24 protein-coding genes and 5 tRNA genes are annotated in these 19,671 nt (G+C 62.4%); 21 read left to right on the top strand and 8 right to left on the bottom strand.

Annotated elements, in window-relative coordinates; all coding sequences use genetic code 11:
• Positions 1–107: 107 nt before the first annotated feature.
• The gene (locus ACB037_RS08925; protein ID WP_052816494.1) at positions 108–1,070 is read right to left on the bottom strand and encodes a lytic transglycosylase domain-containing protein; all 963 of its coding nucleotides are present in this window, start codon (positions 1,068–1,070) and stop codon (positions 108–110) included.
• A complete protein-coding gene (locus ACB037_RS08920) occupies positions 1,067–1,345 on the bottom strand; it encodes a YcgL domain-containing protein (RefSeq protein ID WP_151028228.1) in 279 nt (92 codons plus the stop codon). Before ACB037_RS08920 ends, ACB037_RS08925 begins: the two co-directional genes overlap by 4 nt.
• 106 nt (positions 1,346–1,451) lie before the next feature.
• On the opposite strand from ACB037_RS08920, the gene minC reads away from it, so the two are divergent.
• From minC to ACB037_RS08890, 6 genes are all read left to right on the top strand, one after another.
• Complete coding sequence (minC, locus tag ACB037_RS08915; RefSeq protein ID WP_151028229.1) at positions 1,452–2,177, top strand: septum site-determining protein MinC; 726 nt, start codon at positions 1,452–1,454, stop codon at positions 2,175–2,177.
• 18 nt (positions 2,178–2,195) lie between these two features.
• Positions 2,196–3,008 carry a septum site-determining protein MinD gene (gene minD, locus ACB037_RS08910; protein WP_010674647.1) on the top strand — a complete coding sequence of 271 codons (813 nt, stop codon included), beginning with the start codon at positions 2,196–2,198 and terminating at the stop codon, positions 3,006–3,008.
• Positions 3,009–3,010: 2 nt separating this feature from the next.
• The gene (minE, locus tag ACB037_RS08905; protein WP_010674646.1) at positions 3,011–3,280 is read left to right on the top strand and encodes a cell division topological specificity factor MinE; all 270 of its coding nucleotides are present in this window, start codon (positions 3,011–3,013) and stop codon (positions 3,278–3,280) included.
• A gap of 180 nt (positions 3,281–3,460) precedes the next feature.
• On the top strand, positions 3,461–3,787 hold the full coding sequence (locus ACB037_RS08900; RefSeq protein WP_371175220.1) for an HI1450 family dsDNA-mimic protein: 327 nt from the start codon (positions 3,461–3,463) through the stop codon (positions 3,785–3,787).
• 53 nt (positions 3,788–3,840) lie between these two features.
• Positions 3,841–4,548 (top strand): monofunctional biosynthetic peptidoglycan transglycosylase, encoded by a 708-nt coding sequence (gene mtgA / locus ACB037_RS08895; RefSeq protein WP_080767838.1) that lies wholly within the window; start codon positions 3,841–3,843, stop codon positions 4,546–4,548.
• A 284-nt stretch (positions 4,549–4,832) separates the two neighbouring features.
• The gene (locus ACB037_RS08890; RefSeq protein WP_010674643.1) at positions 4,833–5,156 is read left to right on the top strand and encodes an HI1450 family dsDNA-mimic protein; all 324 of its coding nucleotides are present in this window, start codon (positions 4,833–4,835) and stop codon (positions 5,154–5,156) included.
• A 45-nt stretch (positions 5,157–5,201) separates the two neighbouring features.
• On the opposite strand, the gene ACB037_RS08885 is transcribed toward ACB037_RS08890, so the two are convergent.
• Positions 5,202–5,513, bottom strand: a complete 312-nt coding sequence (locus ACB037_RS08885) for a DUF1289 domain-containing protein (RefSeq protein WP_042863822.1) — start codon at positions 5,511–5,513, stop codon at positions 5,202–5,204.
• Position 5,514: 1 nt separating this feature from the next.
• Positions 5,515–6,384, bottom strand: a complete 870-nt coding sequence (locus tag ACB037_RS08880; RefSeq protein WP_042014378.1) for a S1 RNA-binding domain-containing protein — start codon at positions 6,382–6,384, stop codon at positions 5,515–5,517.
• 271 nt (positions 6,385–6,655) lie between these two features.
• On the opposite strand from ACB037_RS08880, the gene ACB037_RS08875 reads away from it, so the two are divergent.
• The 4 genes from ACB037_RS08875 to ACB037_RS08860 all read left to right on the top strand — a co-directional run bounded on the left by ACB037_RS08875 (position 6,656) and on the right by ACB037_RS08860 (position 9,035).
• Positions 6,656–7,888, top strand: coding sequence for a UPF0149 family protein (locus ACB037_RS08875; RefSeq protein ID WP_371175219.1), 1,233 nt, complete (start codon positions 6,656–6,658; stop codon positions 7,886–7,888).
• 150 nt (positions 7,889–8,038) lie between these two features.
• Positions 8,039–8,509 carry a MarR family winged helix-turn-helix transcriptional regulator gene (locus ACB037_RS08870; protein ID WP_010674639.1) on the top strand — a complete coding sequence of 157 codons (471 nt, stop codon included), beginning with the start codon at positions 8,039–8,041 and terminating at the stop codon, positions 8,507–8,509.
• On the top strand, positions 8,506–8,694 hold the full coding sequence (locus ACB037_RS08865) for a DUF4250 domain-containing protein (protein ID WP_043155974.1): 189 nt from the start codon (positions 8,506–8,508) through the stop codon (positions 8,692–8,694). Before ACB037_RS08870 ends, ACB037_RS08865 begins: the two co-directional genes overlap by 4 nt.
• Before the next feature lie 161 nt (positions 8,695–8,855).
• Positions 8,856–9,035, top strand: coding sequence for a hypothetical protein (locus ACB037_RS08860; protein WP_041215220.1), 180 nt, complete (start codon positions 8,856–8,858; stop codon positions 9,033–9,035).
• Positions 9,036–9,130: 95 nt separating this feature from the next.
• On the opposite strand, the gene ACB037_RS08855 is transcribed toward ACB037_RS08860, so the two are convergent.
• Positions 9,131–9,718 (bottom strand): FMN-dependent NADH-azoreductase, encoded by a 588-nt coding sequence (locus tag ACB037_RS08855; RefSeq protein ID WP_010674635.1) that lies wholly within the window; start codon positions 9,716–9,718, stop codon positions 9,131–9,133.
• 226 nt (positions 9,719–9,944) lie between these two features.
• Here ACB037_RS08855 and ACB037_RS08850 point away from each other — a divergent pair, with 226 nt between their 5' ends.
• The 4 genes from ACB037_RS08850 (at position 9,945) to ACB037_RS08835 (ending at position 13,209) form a co-directional block, all read left to right on the top strand.
• The gene (locus ACB037_RS08850; protein WP_371175218.1) at positions 9,945–10,835 is read left to right on the top strand and encodes a DMT family transporter; all 891 of its coding nucleotides are present in this window, start codon (positions 9,945–9,947) and stop codon (positions 10,833–10,835) included.
• Positions 10,836–10,908: 73 nt separating this feature from the next.
• Positions 10,909–12,087 carry a formate-dependent phosphoribosylglycinamide formyltransferase gene (gene purT, locus ACB037_RS08845; RefSeq protein WP_371175217.1) on the top strand — a complete coding sequence of 393 codons (1,179 nt, stop codon included), beginning with the start codon at positions 10,909–10,911 and terminating at the stop codon, positions 12,085–12,087.
• 128 nt (positions 12,088–12,215) lie between these two features.
• Complete coding sequence (gene hxpB / locus ACB037_RS08840; protein WP_042014370.1) at positions 12,216–12,875, top strand: hexitol phosphatase HxpB; 660 nt, start codon at positions 12,216–12,218, stop codon at positions 12,873–12,875.
• Positions 12,876–13,005: 130 nt separating this feature from the next.
• A complete protein-coding gene (locus ACB037_RS08835; protein ID WP_005336871.1) occupies positions 13,006–13,209 on the top strand; it encodes a CPXCG motif-containing cysteine-rich protein in 204 nt (67 codons plus the stop codon).
• Positions 13,210–13,287: 78 nt separating this feature from the next.
• Here ACB037_RS08835 and ACB037_RS08830 read toward each other — a convergent pair whose 3' ends face one another.
• Together ACB037_RS08830 and ACB037_RS08825 are read right to left on the bottom strand one after the other, a co-directional pair.
• On the bottom strand, positions 13,288–13,578 hold the full coding sequence (locus ACB037_RS08830) for a YciI family protein (protein WP_029314482.1): 291 nt from the start codon (positions 13,576–13,578) through the stop codon (positions 13,288–13,290).
• Between the two features lie 102 nt (positions 13,579–13,680).
• Positions 13,681–14,292 (bottom strand): riboflavin synthase, encoded by a 612-nt coding sequence (locus ACB037_RS08825; protein WP_039039091.1) that lies wholly within the window; start codon positions 14,290–14,292, stop codon positions 13,681–13,683.
• Positions 14,293–14,425: 133 nt separating this feature from the next.
• Here ACB037_RS08825 and ACB037_RS08820 point away from each other — a divergent pair, with 133 nt between their 5' ends.
• The 7 genes from ACB037_RS08820 to ACB037_RS08790 all read left to right on the top strand — a co-directional run bounded on the left by ACB037_RS08820 (position 14,426) and on the right by ACB037_RS08790 (position 16,930).
• Positions 14,426–14,632 (top strand): YaeP family protein, encoded by a 207-nt coding sequence (locus ACB037_RS08820; protein ID WP_010674629.1) that lies wholly within the window; start codon positions 14,426–14,428, stop codon positions 14,630–14,632.
• A 151-nt stretch (positions 14,633–14,783) separates the two neighbouring features.
• Entirely contained in the window at positions 14,784–16,163 is a 1,380-nt protein-coding gene (locus ACB037_RS08815) for an MATE family efflux transporter (protein ID WP_029314480.1), read from the top strand.
• A gap of 194 nt (positions 16,164–16,357) precedes the next feature.
• Positions 16,358–16,434, top strand: a tRNA-Val gene (locus tag ACB037_RS08810).
• Between the two features lie 11 nt (positions 16,435–16,445).
• Positions 16,446–16,522 (top strand) — tRNA-Val (locus ACB037_RS08805).
• A 17-nt stretch (positions 16,523–16,539) separates the two neighbouring features.
• Positions 16,540–16,616 (top strand) — tRNA-Val (locus ACB037_RS08800).
• Positions 16,617–16,737: 121 nt separating this feature from the next.
• A tRNA-Val gene (locus tag ACB037_RS08795) sits at positions 16,738–16,814 on the top strand.
• Positions 16,815–16,853: 39 nt separating this feature from the next.
• A tRNA-Val gene (locus tag ACB037_RS08790) sits at positions 16,854–16,930 on the top strand.
• Between the two features lie 140 nt (positions 16,931–17,070).
• On the opposite strand, the gene ACB037_RS08785 is transcribed toward ACB037_RS08790, so the two are convergent.
• Positions 17,071–19,473 carry a DNA polymerase II gene (locus ACB037_RS08785; protein ID WP_270667906.1) on the bottom strand — a complete coding sequence of 801 codons (2,403 nt, stop codon included), beginning with the start codon at positions 19,471–19,473 and terminating at the stop codon, positions 17,071–17,073.
• Between the last annotated feature and the right edge of the window lie 198 nt (positions 19,474–19,671).

Here is a 19,671-nt window from a genome sequence, read left to right as displayed (position 1 = left end):
CGCGATTTAAAGGGCAGCGTTCGTGGATAAAGGGAGGCCGACAAGGGATAAAAAGAGACGGGCATATCACCTCCACCCATTCGCCGTGACAGGAGAACGGGGGAGAGCTATTTCACGATGCGATCGGCCAGGGTGCCGACGGCCACCACGAAATAGGGGGAGCGATTCCAGTGACGCAGTACCCGGTAATTGTCATAGGCAAGGTAGCTTCGCCCGTGAATATCGTCAGGGCGGATGAGGGAGGCCTGCATGTCGACCACAGGCAGAGGTGAGCCGTCCTGCTGGCGAACCCCGAGGGCCTGCCAGGTCGCCAGGGACTTGCGGGTATCAAGCCCCAGCAAGGCGGGGTCCAGGCGTTCTGGCACCCTCACCCGCCGTCCCCAGGTCTGGTCTTCGCGCCAGCCGTTCTGGCTCAGATAATTGGCAGCCGATCCAAATACATCCGCCAGATTGCCCCAGAGATCCTTCTTGCCGTCCCCGTCCTGATCCACCGCGTATCGCAGGAATGACGAGGGCATGAACTGCACCTGTCCCATGGCCCCCGCCCAGGATCCCTTGAAGTTGGCGGGGTTCACATGTCCCTGCTCCAGAATGCGCAGGGCATCGAACAACTCGCCTTTGAAGAAGGCTTCACGGCGACCGTCCCAGGCCAGGGTCGAGAGAGAAGAGATAAGGGGATAATGGCCGGTTATTTTGCCGAAATTGGTTTCAATTCCCCACAAGGCAACAATAAAGCGGGGCTGTACCCCATATTCCCGGCCTATTTTTGTGAGCAGCGGCAAATGCTGGCGATATAAGGTTTGGGCTTGCTTGACTTTCCATTCCGGCACCGCCCGGGGAATATATGTGTCCAGGGTCAGTTTGAATTCCGGCTGATTTTTGTCGTGCCTGATGGCGGCATCGACAAGGTGGACATCCGCAAAGGCCGCACTCACCGTCTCGGGCAACATGCCCGCCGCCAGCGCCTGCTCTTTGAGGCTTGCCACGTACTGGTCAAAATCGGGGCCGGCCTGCACCGGCGATCCCGACAGGGCGCCTGACAACAGCAGTGCCAGCCGCCCCGCCCTCATCGTGCGCCCTTTAATTGCGCCTTGTGCTGCTCCAGCAGGTTTTCCGGTGGCGGTGGCACCTGCAGATAAAAGCCCTGGCTCTTCAGGGCGGCCATCACCCGCTCCGTGGAGGCCAGCCCCAGGGGCTTGGCCGGGTCCAGCTTGGTCATCAGGACCAGTTCGGGATGCCCGAAGGTACTCATCAGCACCTCGGGAACGCGGGAAAAGTCCTCTCTTCGTTCAATAAAGAGATAGGTCTCGGCTTTTTTGCGACTTTTATAGACTGCACACAACATGGAAATTGATATAATCCGACGGGTTTATTGCCTCTGGTGGTGGCAAACTATAACATCAGGAATTGAATAACAATAACGTATTACCGTCTCGGTTCGGGGAAGATTCATGGTTGAACGCGATAACGAATTGAAAGGGACCACCTTCACTATTTCTGTGTTGCATCTCAGCGATGGCAATCCGGCCCGGATCCGACAACTGCTGGAGGCCAAGGTCGCGCAGGCCCCCCAGTTTTTTAATTGTGCCCCCCTCGTCCTCAATGTGGAACGCCTCGAGGCGATCCCCGATTTCGAACAGCTCAGGGAGCTGGTCGAGTCGGAAGACTTCGTGCTGGTCGGGATCACGGGGGCGCGGGACGAGGCGATGAAGACGGCCGCCAAGGCGGCAGGCCTCGCCGTCATGGTGTCAGGCAAGAGCCGCAAGGCAGAACCTGAGCCGACGCCGCCAGTGCCTGAGCCCAAGCCAGTGGAGGCCGCATCGGTTCCCCCGGTGCCAGCGCCCGTGGAGGCAAGCAAGGTCCACGTGGGCCCGGTGCGCTCCGGTCAGCAGATCTATGCAGCCGGCACCTCGCTGGTGGTGCTGGGCTCGGTGAGCCCTGGCGCCGAAGTCATCGCCGATGACAGCATCCATGTTTATGGTGCCCTGCGTGGCCGAGCCATCGCAGGGGCCAAGGGCAATCCCAAGGCCCGCATTTATTGCCAGCAATTGCAGGCCGAGCTGCTCTCCATCGCGGGCACCTTCCAGCTCAGCGATGCATTGCCTGCAGGCGTGATACAAGAGCCGGTCCATATCCGGCTCGACAATGAACAACTTCGTATAGACCGAATCAAATAGAGTTACAAGGAAGCGAGAATGGCGCGAATCATAGTCGTTACATCGGGCAAGGGTGGCGTTGGCAAGACGACAACCAGCGCGGCACTGAGCACCGGTCTGGCCCAGCGTGGCCACAAGACCGTGGTCATCGATTTTGACATTGGTCTGAGAAACCTGGATCTCATCATGGGTTGCGAGCGGCGCGTGGTCTATGACTTCGTCAACGTCATCAACGGGGAAGCCAACCTCAACCAGGCCCTCATCAAGGACAAGCGTTGCGAAAACCTGTTCATCCTGCCCGCCTCCCAGACCCGGGACAAGGATGCCCTGACCCGTGAAGGGGTGGAGAAGATCCTGGATCAGCTGGCGGAGATGCAGTTTGACTACATCGTCTGCGACTCCCCCGCCGGTATCGAATCCGGTGCCCTGATGGCGCTCTATTTCGCCGACGAAGCCATCGTCACCACCAATCCGGAAGTCTCTTCCGTGCGTGACTCGGATCGCATCCTCGGTATCCTGGCCTCCAAGTCCCGCCGTGCCGAGCGCGGTGAGGATCCCATCAAGGAGCACCTGCTGCTGACCCGCTACTGCCCGACCCGCGTCAACCGCGGCGACATGCTGAGCGTGCAGGACGTACAGGAGATCCTGGCCATCAAACTGCTCGGGGTGATCCCGGAGTCCCAGGCGGTGCTGCGCGCCTCCAACTCCGGCGAGCCGGTCATTCTGGACAAGGAGTCCGATGCCGGTCAGGCCTACGAGGACGCCGTCGCCCGTCTGCTGGGTGACACCAAGGATTTCCGTTTTCTGGAAGAAGAGAAGAAGGGCTTCTTTAGCCGACTGTTCGGGAGTTAAGCATGTCATTATTGGATTATTTTCGTTCCAACAAGAAACAGAACACCGCACAACTGGCCAAAGAGCGGTTGCAGATCATCGTGGCTCACGAGCGTTCATCCAGAGGGGGGCCGGATTACCTGCCCCAGCTCAAGCAGGACATCCTCGACGTGATCCGCAAATACGTGCAGATCGACCCGGACAAGATCACCGTCCAGCTTGATCAGAAGAGTGACGAGTTGTCGGTGCTGGAGCTCAACATCACCTTTGCCGACGACCAGAAGAAGGGATGAGCTGACGCACCATGCGCGACCCCTTCCCCCAATGAAGACCGGATCCTTTCCCAGGATCCGGTTTTTTAATGCCTGGCGTCCCCGCATCTCGCCAAGGGCATCAGGGCCAGCTAGAATACCGCGCACCCCGAGGCGCTGCCGACGGACTTTCCCTCCCCCCTTATCTGGAACACGGCTTTTATGTCTTTGAATGACGAAATGCACAGCGTCGAGGAACTGCTCGACACCGCCCTCGAACTCTTCATGGAGCTGGCCTCCGACAACCTGCCCGAGCAGGAGATCGTCCGCTTCAATCAGGAGTTCAACGACCGCGGCCTGCTGGCGGAGACCGATCCCGCCGACGACTGGGCGGCCGACGTGGGGTTTGAGGTGAGCGACGCCGACTATGCCGAGATCTGGGTCGGCCTTGGCAACGAACAAGAAGAGTACGAGCACCTGTTTGCCCGCATGCTGCTCTCCCGCCGCGTCGACGAGAAGTTCTGCCACATCGAATGGCAGCCCCAATAATTCCGGATCCCGATGATCCTGGCCACTATGACTGGGACGGCAGGCCCGAGCCCGTGAGGCCTTCGCGCAGACGGCGACTGCTGGGCTGGCTCGGCAAGCTGCTGCTGGCCGCCTTTGCGAGCACCATCGTCTCGGTCGCGCTGCTGCGCTTCATCGACCCTCCCATGTGGACCTGGCGCCTCGAACGCGCCCTGTTTCCCCCTGCCAAGGTGGCCGAGGTGAAGCACGACTGGGTGCCGCTTGAGCAGATTTCCCGGGAGCTGCAACTGGCGGTGATCGCCGCCGAGGATCAGCGCTTTGCCGAACATCACGGTTTTGACATGGATGCCATCAGCTCGGCCCTCAGGCACAACCAGCAAAGCGGGCGGGTGCGCGGTGCCAGCACCCTCAGCCAGCAGACCGCCAAGAACCTCTTCATGTGGAGCGATCGCAGCTTCCTGCGCAAGGGGATAGAGGCCTGGTTCACCCTGTTGATGGAGCTGGGCTGGGACAAGTCCCGCATTCTCGAGGTGTATCTCAACATCGTGGAGTTCGGACCCGGCATCTATGGCGCCGAGGCGGCCGCCAGGCACTACTTCGGCAAGCCGGCGATACGCCTCACCCGCTACGAGGCCTCCCTGCTCGCCGCCGCCCTGCCCAACCCCTGGCGTTATCGGGTCAAGCCCCCCTCACCCTATGTGCAGCAGCGCTCGGCCTGGATCCGTCGTCAGATGGGTCAACTCGGGCAAGTCACCCTGAACCGGGTCCACGGCACAGAGTAGCGCCATCCTGCGGATCAGAGGCGGGCCCCAGATGGCCGCCGACGGTTTCCCGATGAAGGGGCAGATAGTGCCACCACCAGGTTTCGCGCCGCCGCTTGATCTGCCTTCTGTACTGTCGTCGCTTCATCTTGCCAGGCCGCCCCGTCACGCCGCCCCTGCTGGCGGCTCTGTTAACCTTATCCCCTGATCCCGCCATTTGACAGCACGGCGTCACCGCCCCCGGGCTGGCTGCCCATCCCAATACTTGTTAAAGTGGCGAACCTGGACGTATCTGGAGTGATTTCATGGAACAACGTAGCCCGGATCAGCTGGTCGAGTGGGCCTATGATCAGTTTCTGGAGCAGGCCGCCGACATGCTGGCCCCCGAACAAATCGTCGACATCACCCTCGAGTTCGAGCAACGTGGCGCGGTGGAGGCAACCCTGCCCAATGCCGACTGGTCGACCGAACTCGGCGAGCCGGTGGACATGGCACGTTGGGCCGAGGTCTGGGTCGGCTTGCTGGATCATCAGGACGAGTTCGAGGTGATCTACGCCACCTTCCTCCTCCCACGGGATCAGAGCGAGCACGACGTACATATCCGCTGGCACCGCCAGCAACAGGCATAAGAAAAGGCGCCCCAGGCGCCTTTTTCGTTTTTTGCGATGCCCGAGTCAGGGGCGTGCCGCGATGGCCTTGGCCAGACAGCGGCGACACCAGCAGGCGCTGGCATCGCTCATGGGCAGCGCGGGAAGCTGGCTGCACCAGCAGCGCTCGATGGGTTCCCCCGCCGACACGGCGCAGAACGCCGGCTCGCCGCAGCCCGGGCAGGCATGGGTGCTCTTCGAGCCATCGAGCTCGGCCATGCGGGCCAGCTGGGCCTCGCTGTCCATGACGGACCACTGGCCTATCTCGGTCAGGGTGCGGCCACAGCCGAGACAGAGCCCCTCCTTGGCCCGGCAGTCACCGATGCAGGGACTCGGCACCTTATTCGTCCCCTGCCGGCGTGTCGGAGCCCACGAGGCGGATGCTGTGCTCCTCGATGACGATCTTGCCCTGCTTGTAGAGGCCGCCGATCGCTTTCTTGAAGGTGCCCTTGCTCATGCTGAACATCTTGTAGATGACGTCAGGATCGCTCTTGTCTCCCACCGCAAGGCTGCCCCCCTGCTTTTGCAGGCGCAGCAGGATGCGCGCACCGGCGTCATCCATCCGGGCCAGCCCCGGCTTTTGCAGGGTCAGGTCCAGCTTGCCATCTTCGCGCACCTGCTTGACCCAGGCGGTCAGCGGTCGGCCCGTCATCACGCGGCCGAACACCTCGTTCTTGAACAGCATGCCGGCGTACTGGCCATTGACCACGGCCTTGATGCCAAGGGGGGTGTGCTCCCCCGGCAGCACCGTCACCTCGTCACCGCTCTTGAAAGGAGGGTCGATGCGCAGGAAGCGCTCCAGACGGCTGGTGCCGACCATGCGCCCTTCGTTGTCCAGCATCAGGTGCACCAGATAGACATGGCCCACCTGCATCGGCTTGTTCTGCTCGCGGCTTGGTACGAAGAGATCCTTTTTCATGCCCCAGTCGAGGAAGGCACCAATCTTGTTGGCGTTGACCACCTTGAGACCGACGATGTCCCCCACCATGGCGAAGGGCTTGTCGGTGGTGATCACCGGCTCGCAATCCGCATCCAGATAGAGGAAGACGGACACCTCGCTCTCCTCGGCGACGCCTTCCGGCAACTGGCGCCTGGGCAGCAGCAGCTCGCCGTATTCCCCCGCCGCCAGCCAGGCGCCGCGCTCCTCGATCTCGACGACGGTCAGGGTGTTCATCTTGCCAATCTGTAACATGGTGATCTCTTCTTTCAATATCCGGATGGGCCCATCTCATGGAAGACCCGTCATATAGAGGTGCATCGCCTCCGTCGGATGAGAGAGGACGGGGCCGATTTATGTCATGCAGGCGCGCATGTTACCCCAGAGCGGCAGCAGGACCTAGCCCCTCCCCCCTGTGTCTGACCTCTTTTCCCGCTCCCGGGCGGCCAGATTGACGATATTAGCAGCATTCAGTTCCCCCTTTGCTGCAAATAACCCCACTTTTAGGTAGACTTCGCGGCCGTCAAATCCAGAGGAAGCGTCGATGAACCCAGCCACTCGAACCCGTCATCTCAATCAATGGATCCAGACCCACAGCCAGCAGGAGATGAGTTACCCCGCCCTGCACGGCTTCCTGTGCGCCCGTCTGACGGGGCCCGTAGCCCCCGACTGGCAAGATCCGCTGGCCGGCCTGCTGCCTCATGATACGGCGCTGGACGAGAAGAGTGCCGAGGCGCTGCATCACCTGATCGCCGAGCTGGAAGCCCAGGCCGACGACGCGCAGCTAGCCCTGCCGAGCCAGTGTCGCCTCTCTACCGACAACCCGGAGCAGGTGTTTGACAAGCGCCATCCTCTGGGCCAATGGAGCTATGGCTTCAGTCAGGGGGTAGCCTGCTGGCTGGCGCCGACCGACCTGAACGATCCGGCGACCCGCCATCGCTTCAGCCTGGTGGCCGAGCTCTGCCTGTTTCGCGACAAGCCCATGGCCATGATGCTGCACCAGGCTGCGGCCAGCGAGCTCCCCTTCCTCGATTTTTGCAAGCGTCAACGCCAGCAGATGAAGACGGCCCTCAACCTCCTGCTCGGCCAGGATCACTACGAGGCCGAGCCTGAAGAGAGCCCGTCCCTGGACAACGAGCAGACTCGCCAGTGGCAGCAGTGGTTCGAGCTGGCGGCAGGGAGCCGCGATCCCCTCGCTCGCCTTGGCTGGTTCGAGCGCATCATTGCCGATGCCAACCTCCTGTTCGATGAGGCATTCTGGCAAGCCCACGCGGGCCATGGCTGGCAGGTCCCCGAGGCACGCCCTCTGATCGCGGCCAGGGCCGGTCGAGCCGATTGCCTGCTGCGACTTGGGCAGCTTGGGCAGGCACGGGATGAGTACCTGGCCCTGCTCGCCCTCTGTCGCGCCGACGAGCCCGCTTGCCGCCACCCCCTCTCCACCCTCTATGCCTGGCAAGGGGAATGGGATGCCCTGCAACAACTGCTGGTGCGCTTTGATGAAGCCTCCTGCTGGCTGCTCTACAACAAGGCCTTGATGAGCTTTGTCTGCGAAGGGGAAGCGGCGGCGCGCCCTCATCTGGCGGCGGCAATGGAGGTCAATCCCCATGTGCCCGCCACTTTGCTGGGCCAGCGCCGCTTGCCCAAGCAGGAGCCTCGCCGCTGGCAGGGAGGCAGCCGTGACGAGGCGGCGCTCTACGCCTTGCAGAGTCGCGAGGCCTGGCTGACCCACAACGCCTTGATATGGCTGCGAAAGAGTGCGGGCAAGCAGGCCAGTTGAGACCCCAATTGCCGATTCGATGACAGAACACGTGCGCAAACGCACATTTTTCTGGTGACTGGTCAGACAAATGCCCCTGTGTTACGTATCATCAAGGCCAAAGTATCAAGAGAAACTGCACCCGATGCAGCCGCCACAGCAGGATGTCATATGTCGAAGATCATTGAGCTGCTCGCGCACTACCCTCCTTATCAGCTGGTTCACGCCGCTGAGATGGTGCGCGATACCTTTGAACAGTTTTATCAGCAGCGGTACCAACTCACCGTGCCCCAGTGGCGCCTGATGATGGTGCTCGGCCCCCACTACCCCATCAGCCAGAAGGAACTGGTGGAGGCGAGCGGCATGGACAAGGTACGGATCTCCCGCGAGATCCATCGTCTGGTGGAGAAAGGCATCCTGTTCACCGAGAACAGCGTGCAGGACAAGCGCATCAGCCTGGTCTCCTTCACCCCGGCGGGGCTCACCCTGTTCCAGCAGCTCAAGACGGAGGCGGGAAGCTGGCAGCACACCCTCACCGACTATCTGCCGGCCGAGGCGCGCCAGAGCATTCGCCTGCACCTGCAGAGCGTCAGCGATGCCATCGAACAACTTCACCTGCTGGACAACGAGCAACCCTCATGAAGCTGAACAACTTTGCCACCATGGATGTCAACATGCTGCTGAGCCTGGTCAACATGCAGCTGCGTGATCACTACGAGGATCTCGATGATCTTTGCCGGGCGCAGGATCTCGACAAGGAGGCCCTGGTCGCCAGGCTGGCCAGCGGCGATTTCCACTATCAGGAAGATCAGAAGCAGTTCAGATAGGGATCCGGATCACAACCCGACCCATGCCGCTGGCTCCGTCGGCAAAAGCTGCTAAGGTGGTGGCTACCCGGTCAGTTGATGTTCGCAAGAGGTATGGATACATCTTGTTGTCACAGACCGCGGTTAGCCTCTTGTTCACCACCCGCAGCCAAGGATGACCCATGATGCGCCTCATTCGACCAACCAGCCTGATCACCCTCTGCACATTGCTGGTGATCAGCCTCTTCCTCCCCCAGGTCCCCAGCAGCGCCGAGCAGTGGCTCACCACCCTGCTGCTGGCCTCCCTGGTGGCGGTCTTTCTGATGGTCGGCAGCGGCTGCCGCCACTTCCTACGTGAATAACGACGCCAGAGCGTGATGCCTGCGCAAAAACAACAACGCAGCCCGAAGGCTGCGTTGTTGTTTCAGGATACTGGGGGCCAAGGCCCCGAGTCGCATCAGTAAGCCAGGGTTTCCAGCTGCTCCTTGGCCTGCTCGATCCCCTTGGCTTGCGCCTCCGGACCCATGCCCATGCCTTCGGCATAGATGAAGTCCACTTCGGTGATGCCGATGAAGCCCAGCACGGTACGCATGTAGGGGGTCACCAGGTCGGTGGCATTGCCCACGTGCATGCCGCCACGGGGGCTGACCACCAGGGCGCGAGTGTTCTCTACCAGGCCGACCGGACCGGTCTCGGTGTAACGGAAGGTCACGCCGGCACGGGCCACCAGATCGATCCAGTTTTTCAGCTGGGTCGGGATGTTGAAGTTGTACATGGGGGCCGCGATGATCACCAGATCGCTCGCCTTGAGCTCGGCGACCAGCTCGTCGGACTGGGCCAGCACCGCTTGCTGACGCTCGTTCAGGTTCTCGCCACCACGCAGGCCCATAGCCAGCTCGCCGTCCAGCACCGGCAGGTTCAGGGTCGCCAGATCGCGTACCTGGATGGTGTCACCCTGGCGCTCGGCCAGGTAGCCGTCGATCAGGGCGTTGGATTGGGAATACTGGCCCAGGATGCTGGACTTCAGAACGAGGATATTGGCCATGGTGAAACTCCATTTGATTGTCAATTGAACAGCCAGGCTGTCGATGGAGGTCACTATAAAGACTGGCATTAAAGCCTGATAGCGAAAATAGATGCTCAAGTCATTCAAAAAATTTGATGTCTGTGCATTTCCTCGGCAGAGAGGGGCTCATCAAACTCCGCACCCTTGGCATGACAAACGATTGCCGTTATGATCCGCCGCACTTTTTGTACGTGATCCGGATCTCATGACCTCCTCCCGCAGGCACTCCCCCTTTGCCGGCGCCGTCTGGATGATGGTGGCAGGCCTCTGCTTCGCCGCCGTCAACAGCCTGAGCCAGTATGTCAGCTTCACGCTCGGCCTCCCCTCGACCCAGGTCGCCTTTCACCAATATCTGATCGCCCTGGTCTGCCTGCTGCCCTGGCTGGTGCACCACGGTCTGCGCCAGTCCCTGATGACGAACCAGCTGCGCCTGCACCTGCTGCGGGTCGCCCTGGCGGTGACCGGCATCCAGTTCTGGCTCTGGGCCCTGGCGGTCCCCGTCCCCATCTGGCAGGGGATCGCGCTCTTGATGACCTCCCCCCTGTTTGCCACCCTGGGATCAGCCCTCTTTCTCAAAGAGCAAGTGAGCCGGGCCCGCATTCTCGCGACCCTGACGGGGTTTGTGGGCGCCATGCTGATCCTGGCCCCCTGGACCGACGACTTCACCCTGGCCTCCCTGCTGCCGGTGGCGGCCGCCCTCTTCTGGGCCGGCTACTCCTTGCTGGTGCGCTATCAGGCGGCCAGCGAGTCGTCCCACACCATCGTCGTCTACCTGCTCGTCTTCAGCACCCCGTTCAACGCCATGCTGGCGATCCCTGAATGGCAGTGGCCAAGCGAAACCCAGTGGCTGCTGGTGGCCGCCTCGGGCGTACTGTCGGCACTGGCCCAGATGTCCATCGCCCGCGCCTACAGCGTGGCGGAGGCCTCCTTCGTGCAACCTTTTGATTTTGCCAAGCTGCCCATGAACGTGCTGGCCGGCTGGCTGGTATTTGGCTGGGCGCCCCCCGGTCGCTTGTGGCTGGGGGCGGCCATCATCATCGGCGCCATCACCCTGCTCACCCATCTGGAGCAGCGCGCCCACCCACCCACTTCCTGAGGTACGCCATGCGTGCCTCTTTTTTTGCTCACCCGGATCAGCTCTGCTGACCACCGACCTCAGGAGAGATCAGATGTTTGGAACCGCCACCCGCCCCACTGCGACCCGCGCCCTGCTGCTGGGATCAGGCGAACTCGGCAAGGAGGTCGCCATCGAGCTGCAGCGGCTCGGTATCGAGGTGATCGCCGCCGACCGCTATGCCGACGCCCCCGCCATGCAGGTGGCCCACCAGGCCCGCGTGCTGGACATGCTGGATGGTGCCGCCCTGCGCGCCCTGGTGGCCGAGGTCAAGCCCGACCTCATCATCCCCGAGATTGAAGCCATCGCCACCGACACCCTGGCCGCCCTCGAGCAGGAAGGGGTCAAGGTGGTGCCCAATGCCCGCGCCACCCAGCTCACCATGAACCGGGAGGGGATCCGTCGCCTCGCCGCCGAAACCCTGGGGCTGCCCACCTCTGCCTACCGCTTTGCCCAGAGCAAGGAGGAGTTTGTGGCCGCCGTCGAGGCCATCGGCTTGCCCTGCGTGGTAAAACCGGTAATGAGCTCCTCCGGCAAGGGGCAGAGCCTGCTGCGCGATCTCGCCAGGCTGGATGAAAGCTGGACCTATGCCCAGGAGGGGGGCCGTGCCGGTCGTGGCAAGGTGATTGTCGAAGGCTTCGTTCCTTTCGAGTACGAGATCACCCTGCTCACGGTGCGCGCGGTCGATGGCATCCACTTCTGCGAGCCTATCGGCCATCGTCAGGAGGATGGCGACTACCGCGAATCCTGGCAGCCCCAGGCCATGAGCGAGCTGGCCCTGGCCCGCTCCAAGGAGGTGGCGGCCAAGGTGGTCGAAGCCCTTGGCGGCTACGGTCTGTTCGGGGTCGAGCTCTTCATCAGGGGCGACGAGGTGTGGTTCAGCGAAGTCTCCCCCCGCCCCCACGACACCGGCATGGTGACCCTGATCTCCCAGGATCTCTCCGAGTTCGCCCTGCACGTGCGCGCCATCCTGGGGCTGCCCGTCGGCACCATCACCCAGTACGGCCCGAGCGCCTCTGCCGTGGTGCTGCGGGAAGGCCACAGCCAGGATATCCGCTATCAGGGGATTGGCGAGGCACTGGCCCTGGTGCCGGGTGCCCAGTTGCGTCTCTTTGGCAAGCCGGAGATCGCCGGTCGTCGTCGCCTCGGGGTGGCGCTCGCCCGTGGGCAGGATTGCCAGGAAGCCGTGGAGCAGGCCAAAACGGTGGCAGCCCGGGTAGAAGTACTGTTCTAGGCAATCCGCTTTACCACGCAAAAACAAACGTTTATCTGCGTGATCCGGCGCAAGGGGCAGGTGACTGCCCCTTTCCCATTGAAGCACCAGGCTTATAATCCCCCCTTCACCTATGTCAGGAGTACAAGATGTTAACTGCCGTGATCTTCGATATGGATGGTGTTCTGATCGACTCGGAACCCTTCTGGCAACGGGCACAGATGGCCGTCTTCGCCGAACTGGGCCACTTCCACACCGAGGAGGACTGCAACTCCACCATAGGGGTGCGCATCGATCAGCTGGTGGCCCACTGGTACCGGATCCGCCCCTGGAGCAGCCCCAGCCAGGAAGAGGTAGTACAGCGCATCCTGGATCAGGTGATCGCGCTCATCCTGCAAGAGGGACAGCCCAAGGCCGGGGTGCTGGAAGCCCTCGACCTCATCGAGGCCCAAGGGCTCAAGATCGGGCTCGCCACCTCCTCACCGTTTGCCATGGTCGAGGCGGTGCTCGGCAAACTCGGCATCCAGGACCGTTTCATGGCGGTCCACTCCGCCGAGGTGGAGCGCTTTGGCAAACCCCACCCGGATGTCTATATCCACGCCGCCGAGAAGCTCGGCGTCGAGCCTGTGCACTGTCTCGCCATCGAGGACAGCTTCACCGGCCTGCTGGCAGCCAAGGCAGCCTCCATGACGGCGCTGATCGTGCCGGACCCGGCACTGGTCGGCGATCCCCGTCTGGTCATCGCCAACCACGAGCTGCGCTCTCTTGCCGAGCTGAACGCAGAGATGCTGGCCGGCTGGGTCAAGTAGGCAACACGGACTGACCTCCAGCCTCCCTTGAGCCCGCTCATAAACGTGCGCTTGCTCGCGGTTGCGCCGCCCTGTGGCGACTAGAATCAGCAGGAGCACAGAGACGGCCCACGGGCCCGAGGAGGTCACCATGATCGAATACACCAGCAAGCGTATCGTCTGCCCCCACTGCGGCCACCACACCCGGGTCGAGCTGGATGCCAGCCAGGGGGATCAGGAGTTCTACGAAGATTGCATGGCCTGCTGCAACCCCATCCACCTGCGGCTGCACCGGGATGAAGCCCGCGACTGCCTGCAACTCTTCGTGGATGCCGACGACGAGCAGCTGTTCTGAATTCCCCTGTCCAGACACAGACAAAAACAAACGGGACCCTGTGGGTCCCGTTTGTTCTGGTGCCATCGTCAGGCTGGATCACGCCTCCCTCAAGCACGCCGCCTTCGCCGACGTCATGGTCGGAACAAACTCCACCACCTGATAATCGGCCGCCTCTGCCTGCTTGAAGGGATCCTCTGCCAGCATCGCCTCCAGGGCGTCTCGGCTCACTCCCTGCGCCAGTATGACGCCCCCGACTCGGGGTACCCGACGCCCGGACGCCAGAAAATGGCCTGCGGCATACTGCCGCTCCAGCCACGCAATGTGGGCCGGGATCAGGGCATCGATCTCCGCCAGCGGTTTCACATAAGTCAATGTCACGACAAACATAGAGAAGTCTCCAAGGCTCTGGGGCGGCGCCTCTTCCACAAGAGGGCGCCTTTCCCGTGATGCCGCCCTCCTCTTCAAACCCTGGGGGCAGCGCTCAGGTGGTTACTGGCGCGCCGCCAGCACCCGCTCCACCGTGTCGACGATGGCCTGGGTCTGGGGGTCTATCTCGATGTTGGTCCGCCAGCCGGCCTTGACCCAGCCCAGATTGGTGCGGGCCAGGGTCTCGGGGATCAAGTTGACGCAGAACTCGCTGGCGCGCACCTCGCCCACGGTGAGGCTGATGCCGTCGATGCCGATGTAGCCCTTGGTCAGCACGTACTTCATCAGCGCAGGATCGAGGCGATACCACACCTGGCGGTTGTTGGGGGTGTCGATGACCGAGGTCACCTCGGCCGTCCCCATGATGTGGCCGGACATGGCATGGCCGCCAATCTCGTCCCCAAAGCGGGCGGCCCGCTCCACGTTGACCTTGTCCCCCACCACCAGTTGCCCGAGGTTGGTGAGGCGCAGAGTCTCCTGCATCAGATCGAAGCTGACCAGATCCCCCTCCACCCGGGTGACGGTCAGGCAGCAGCCGTTGTGGGCCACCGAGGCCCCCAGGGCCAGCCCCTCGCCCCAGGCCGGGCTCGGCATGCGGATCACGTGGGTGCGAAAATTGGGCAGTGAATCGATGGCCACCAGTTCGGCGGTCCCTTGTACGATGCCGGTGAACATGAGTCTCTCCAGGCTGTGAGAATTGTCGGCAGGTTACCCCCGGCCACCTTGCAAGACAAGGGTGCCGGCTGACAAGGAGAAGCGCGATCGCTATAGTGACCCCAATCAATCCAGACTGAACGAGGAAACAAAAATGCAGGTATATCAATGCTGTGAAGCCATTCGCATCGCCTACAACCAGATTGGCTCCGGTGAGCAGGGTTATGTGCCCCAGGCCATCGCCGCCAGCATACGGGCGCTCAACGCCGTGGCCTCCGACGAGCGGGTACCGGCGGATCTGCGCGAGCAGGCGGCCTATGCCGCGGCCAACCTGCTGATCAGCGATCACGAAGACGCCTGATCCCGGCTACAAATCTGCCGCCGACCTTCCCCGTTGGCGGTTTTTCAGGCTAGAATGACACCCCCGCATTTTGTCTCCTCAGGACGAGGAGGCAAAAGCCCATCTCTCTTGCCCGTTCTTTCTCTTTTATCTGATCCACTCGGAGGTGTCAGTGCAACGTTATTGGTCCGAGGCGAAGCAGCTCGTTCGTCTAGCCAGCCCCATTCTGGTAGCCCAGGTGGCCCAGATCGCCATGAACTTCGTCGATACCGTGATGGCGGGACAGGTGAGCGCCGTGGATCTGGCCGCCGTGTCGGTGGCGTCCAGCTTCTGGTTGCCGATCATCTTGCTGGTGCAGGGCATCATCATGGCCCTCACCCCCATCGTTTCCCAGCTCAACGGCGCCCGCAAGCAGGACGAGGTACGCCCCGCCGTGCACCAGGGCTTCTGGCTCGCCCTCATCGTCACGCCCATCGCCATGGTGGCACTCTACTTCAGCCCCCTGGCACTGCAGTTCATGGACGTGGATCCCGTCATGGCGGCCAAGACTGCCGGCTACCTGCACGCCATCCTGTGGGGCCTGCCCGCCTTCGTGATGTTCCAGGTGCTGCGCAACTTCAGTGAGGGGCTCTCCCACACCATGCCGACCATGGTGATCGGGTTCGTGGGGCTCGCGGTCAACATCCCCGCCAACTACATCTTCATTCACGGCCACTTCGGCATGCCGAAACTCGGCGGCGTCGGCTGCGGCGTGGCCACTGCCATCGTGCTCTGGGCCATGCTGCTGGCGATGATCGTCTATGTGAAGTGCTCTGCCCACTTCAAGCGCATCAACCTGTTCGCCCAACTGGCACGCCCCAACGGCAGCCGGATCTGGCGCCTGTTTCGCCTGGGGTTTCCCATCGCCATGGCCATCTTCTGCGAGGTGACCCTGTTTACCGTGGTGGCCCTGATGCTGGCCCCCTTCGGTGCGGAGACGGTGGCGAGTCACCAGATTGCGCTCAACTTCTCCAGCCTGGTCTTCATGCTGCCCCTCTCCATCGGTGTCGGCGTGACCATCCGGGTCGGTCACAACATAGGGGAAGGTCAACCGGATCAGGCCAGGGTCGCCGCCCGCACCGGCCTGATGCTGGGCATGGGAGTCGCCGCCGCGACCGCCGCCCTCACCGTGCTGCTGCGCGACCCCATCGCGGGGATCTACACCGACGACCTGCAGGTGATCGGCCTCGCCGCCACCCTGCTCTTCTTCGCCGCCATCTACCAGATCTCCGATTCGGTACAGGTGGTGGCCGCGGCGGCCCTGCGCGGTTACAAGGACACCCAGGCCATCTTCTACGTCACCATCGTCGCCTATTGGGGGCTGGGTCTGCCCACCGGCATGATCCTGGGGCTGACCGACTGGGTGGTACCGCGCATGGGCCCGCAGGGCTTCTGGATAGGCTTCATCGTCGGTCTCACCTCCGCCGCCCTGATGCTGGGCGCGCGGCTGCGCGTCATCTACGGCCGCTTCGCCAGCCCCGCGGCCTGCACAGCCCTCTCCCGGGCGCAATAGGGCGCGGCCAGGGGCACGGGGAGCCGCACTTTTGGGACGGCTCGCCTGTAAAATCAACAGGCTGCACAAGAACTGGGCAAACAGTCTCCTTTGTGCATGTCCCTTGTTGACAGCCTTGGGGGCCATGGGTAGTATGCCGACCACGCCAGCAGTGCTGGCGGGATAAAACGGGTCTTCAGCCCGGTTTATGAAGTGGGTTTATAGCTCAGTTGGTTAGAGCACTACCTTGACATGGTAGGGGTCGTTGGTTCGAATCCAATTAAACCCACCACTTTTCGTGATGCGTCCTTAGCTCAGCTGGTTAGAGCACCACCTTGACATGGTGGGGGTCGGTGGTTCGAATCCACTAGGACGCACCATCACGAAACCCTGTTATGCGTCCTTAGCTCAGCTGGTTAGAGCACCACCTTGACATGGTGGGGGTCGGTGGTTCGAATCCACTAGGACGCACCATAACAGTTTGAATAAATTGCAGATATGAATTTGATACGGGTTTATAGCTCAGTCGGTTAGAACAGTACTTTGACATGGCGTAGGCAATGTCGTTGGTTCGAATCCGGTTGAACACAGATGTGGGTTTATAGCTCAGTTGGTTAGAGCACTACCTTGACATGGTAGGGGTCGTTGGTTCGAATCCAATTAAACCCACCACTCCCCTGCAATGACACACAAAGTCGCCTTGCGCACCCTGCGTCCTTAGCTCAGCTGGTTAGAGCATCACCTTGACATGGTGGGGGTCGGTGGTTCGAATCCACTAGGACGCACCAGATTTGAAAAGCCCGCTTGATAGCGGGCTTTTTGCATTGGTCGGCTCTGACATCCGCTCTCCCCCGTCATCTGCCTCCTGTCCCCTCTGGCCCGCGGGCCGCCATTGTCGTGCCATGGCGGCCGCGTTTACCTCGCTTCGTCAGAAGAGATCGAGCTGCTGGCCGCAGATCCGCTCGAACGACTCCCCCACAAAGGGAAGGATGGCGTCGGCGATGGGCCTGAGCTGCTTGTCGATGTAGTGCTCGTAGTCGACGGCGCTGCGCCGGTACTCCAAAGGCTCGGGGCCGTTCAGGGTCATCAGGTAGGCGATGGTGCCCCTGTGCTGATAACGCTGGGGCAGGCCGCGGCGCAGGTTCTCCTCATCCGCCAGGCGCGCCGCCCGCACATGGGGCGGCACGTTCTTCTGATACTCCTCGAGTTTCTGGCGCAGCCGCTTGCGGTAGATGAGCAGATCGTCGTGACGGCCGGCCCGGGTCTCGTCCACCATGGTGCGCACATAGCTGCTGGGATCCTGGTCGTGGAATACCATTTCGTAGAGCCGGGTCTGGAATGCCTTGGCAAGGGGTGTCCAGTCGGTGCGCACCGTCTCCAGCCCCTTGAACACCAGGTGCTCCCCTTCCCCTTCGCCCACCAGTCCCGCATAGCGTTTCTTGCTCCCCTTCTCCAGCCCGCGAATGGTGGGCATCAGGAAACGGCGGTAGTGGGTCTCGTACTGGATCTCCAGATGGCTCGGCAGGTCGAACTCCCGCCTGATCAGCGCGGCCCAGTTGTCGTTGATCATCTTCGCCAGCCGCTGGCCAATCTCGTCCGCCTGTTCGAGACGGATATCGCTCCCCAGGTGCACGAAGGTGGAGTCGGTATCCCCATAGATCACCTCGAACCCTTCTGCCTCTATCCACTCCCGGGTCTGCTGCATGATGCCGTGGCCCCGCAAGGTGATGGAGGAGGCGAGCCTTGGGTCGTAGAAGCGGCAACCCCCCGACCCCAACACCCCGTAGAAGGAGTTCATGATGATCTTGATGGCCTGGGAGAGGGCCTTGTTACTAGCGGCCTTGGCCCGATCCCGCGCCGCCCACAGGGTGGCGATGAGATCCGGCAGGAAGTGGCGGGTTCGGGAGAACAGGGCGCCGCGAAAGCCTGGAATGGCGTTATCCGGATGTTTGAGCCCCTCCACCAGCCCCATGGGGTCGATGCAGAAGGTGCGGATGATGCTGGGGTAGAGGCTCTTGAAGTCGAGCACCAGCACGTGGCGATAGAGCCCCGGCTTGGAGTCCATCACATAGCCGCCGGGGCTTGCGAGCCCGCCGTCTGCCGGCAGGTTGGGCGCCACATAGCCACCGCGGTGCAGCCGTGGCAGATAGAGGTTGGTGAACGCCGCCACCGACCCGCCCACCCGGTCGAGCTCAAGACCGGTGAGGGAGGCGCGCTCGATGGCGAAGGGGATGAGGTGGCAGAAATCGAAGATCTCCCACACCAGCCTGCAATCTTCCAGGTTGTAGCGGGCCAGCGCCTCCTTGTCGGAGTGGAACAGTTCGGTGATCTTCTCCCCCCGGTTGGCCACGTCCTCGATGTCCTTGCCCCGCCCGAGCAGCTCGCTCGCCACCGCATCCAGGCTGTAGCTCGGGAACTGCCAGGTGGCGCTCTTGAGGGTATCGATGCCGTCCAGCACCATGCGCCCTGGGATGATGACGTTGCCGCTCTGGGGGTCGTTTCGGGACGAGCGCCAGAAGCAGAGCTCCCGCCCGCGCCCGAGCCGCAGCCGCCGCTTGTGGAGTTCGGCGCGGCGCAGCAGCAGGCGAAAGTCGAAATTCACCACGTTCCAGCCGATGACGAGATCGGGATCGTGCAGGCTGAACCAGCCCTCCAGGGCAGCGAGCAGGGCTGGCTCGTCCGCCACCCACTCGACGGGGGTCTCCCAGTCCTGCGAGTCCGGCTCCGGGGCACCAATCATGATGACCCGCGCGTCCTCTTCGCTATGAAGCCCCACCGAGAAGAGAGTGCCATCCATGGCGCACTCCACGTCCAGGGAGACCCAGGAGAGGGTCGGCGTCACCGCCTTCGGCGCACAGCGCGCCTCGTTTACCTCCCAGTAACCCTGCCTGCCCCCCTTGCGCCTCGCCTTGCCGTCAAAGCGCATCCCGGCGGTGATGAAGCGCTCCATGAGAAAGCGCTCGGGCAGGCGGATATCCGCCTCGAAGTGCTCCAAACCACGGATGAGCAGCAGCTCGATGGCGCGGTGAAAGGCGCTCAGGGTGGCAAAGTAGCAGCCCACCACCCGGCTCCCCTCGAAGGTGTGCATGGGGAGGCGGCGAAAACGCCCCCTCACCCCGGCCCCCTTGAAGAGCTCTGCCGCCTCCTCCAGGTGGCGTTCCGGCAGGAAGAAGACCGGCTCCTGCCCCGGCACCACCACCCGTACCGGTCCCTGTGCGCTCCAGAGCCACATCACGATCTCGGTACGCCCCTGCACATCCCGACCATGGCGGGTCAGGATGAAGCCGTCGAGCGGCGGGGTCACGGGAGGGAGGGGCTGGATGTCGGTCATGCAGGTGGTCGGGCTCAAGAGTGGGATGGGACTATTGTACGTTCATACAGTACCCGGCTGCAATTGCCGGGCTAGGCCCTCAGGGCAGGCGCTGTGCCCCGTCTTTGCCATCCGGCGCCGGATTGGGGCATAGTAACCTCGGCATCACTCACCGGCACCGGGCGAGACGGCATGTCCAACTCCCGGCAGACGCAGCCA

The organism is Aeromonas sp. S19(2024) (assembly GCF_041402625.1).
Taxonomy (GTDB): domain Bacteria; phylum Pseudomonadota; class Gammaproteobacteria; order Enterobacterales; family Aeromonadaceae; genus Aeromonas; species Aeromonas caviae.
The sequence above is the reverse complement of the archived record's forward strand: the minus strand, read 5'-3'. Positions and strand labels throughout refer to the sequence as shown.

What these genes read in the sequence shown, in the direction of transcription:
- hxpB (WP_042014370.1), top strand. Translation starts at nt 12,216, where the DNA reads ATGTTAACTGCCGTGATCTTCGATATGGATGGTGTTCTGATCGACTCG.
- ACB037_RS08855 (WP_010674635.1), bottom strand. Translation starts at nt 9,718, where the DNA reads ATGGCCAATATCCTCGTTCTGAAGTCCAGCATCCTGGGCCAGTATTCC.
- minD (WP_010674647.1), top strand. Translation starts at nt 2,196, where the DNA reads ATGGCGCGAATCATAGTCGTTACATCGGGCAAGGGTGGCGTTGGCAAG.
- ACB037_RS08865 (WP_043155974.1), top strand. Translation starts at nt 8,506, where the DNA reads ATGAAGCTGAACAACTTTGCCACCATGGATGTCAACATGCTGCTGAGC.
- ACB037_RS08870 (WP_010674639.1), top strand. Translation starts at nt 8,039, where the DNA reads ATGTCGAAGATCATTGAGCTGCTCGCGCACTACCCTCCTTATCAGCTG.
- ACB037_RS08900 (WP_371175220.1), top strand. Translation starts at nt 3,461, where the DNA reads ATGTCTTTGAATGACGAAATGCACAGCGTCGAGGAACTGCTCGACACC.
- ACB037_RS08890 (WP_010674643.1), top strand. Translation starts at nt 4,833, where the DNA reads ATGGAACAACGTAGCCCGGATCAGCTGGTCGAGTGGGCCTATGATCAG.
- ACB037_RS08825 (WP_039039091.1), bottom strand. Translation starts at nt 14,292, where the DNA reads ATGTTCACCGGCATCGTACAAGGGACCGCCGAACTGGTGGCCATCGAT.
- minC (WP_151028229.1), top strand. Translation starts at nt 1,452, where the DNA reads ATGGTTGAACGCGATAACGAATTGAAAGGGACCACCTTCACTATTTCT.
- minE (WP_010674646.1), top strand. Translation starts at nt 3,011, where the DNA reads ATGTCATTATTGGATTATTTTCGTTCCAACAAGAAACAGAACACCGCA.
- ACB037_RS08850 (WP_371175218.1), top strand. Translation starts at nt 9,945, where the DNA reads ATGACCTCCTCCCGCAGGCACTCCCCCTTTGCCGGCGCCGTCTGGATG.
- purT (WP_371175217.1), top strand. Translation starts at nt 10,909, where the DNA reads ATGTTTGGAACCGCCACCCGCCCCACTGCGACCCGCGCCCTGCTGCTG.
- ACB037_RS08835 (WP_005336871.1), top strand. Translation starts at nt 13,006, where the DNA reads ATGATCGAATACACCAGCAAGCGTATCGTCTGCCCCCACTGCGGCCAC.
- ACB037_RS08830 (WP_029314482.1), bottom strand. Translation starts at nt 13,578, where the DNA reads ATGTTTGTCGTGACATTGACTTATGTGAAACCGCTGGCGGAGATCGAT.
- ACB037_RS08860 (WP_041215220.1), top strand. Translation starts at nt 8,856, where the DNA reads ATGATGCGCCTCATTCGACCAACCAGCCTGATCACCCTCTGCACATTG.
- ACB037_RS08875 (WP_371175219.1), top strand. Translation starts at nt 6,656, where the DNA reads ATGAACCCAGCCACTCGAACCCGTCATCTCAATCAATGGATCCAGACC.
- ACB037_RS08925 (WP_052816494.1), bottom strand. Translation starts at nt 1,070, where the DNA reads ATGAGGGCGGGGCGGCTGGCACTGCTGTTGTCAGGCGCCCTGTCGGGA.
- ACB037_RS08820 (WP_010674629.1), top strand. Translation starts at nt 14,426, where the DNA reads ATGCAGGTATATCAATGCTGTGAAGCCATTCGCATCGCCTACAACCAG.
- ACB037_RS08785 (WP_270667906.1), bottom strand. Translation starts at nt 19,473, where the DNA reads ATGACCGACATCCAGCCCCTCCCTCCCGTGACCCCGCCGCTCGACGGC.
- ACB037_RS08920 (WP_151028228.1), bottom strand. Translation starts at nt 1,345, where the DNA reads ATGTTGTGTGCAGTCTATAAAAGTCGCAAAAAAGCCGAGACCTATCTC.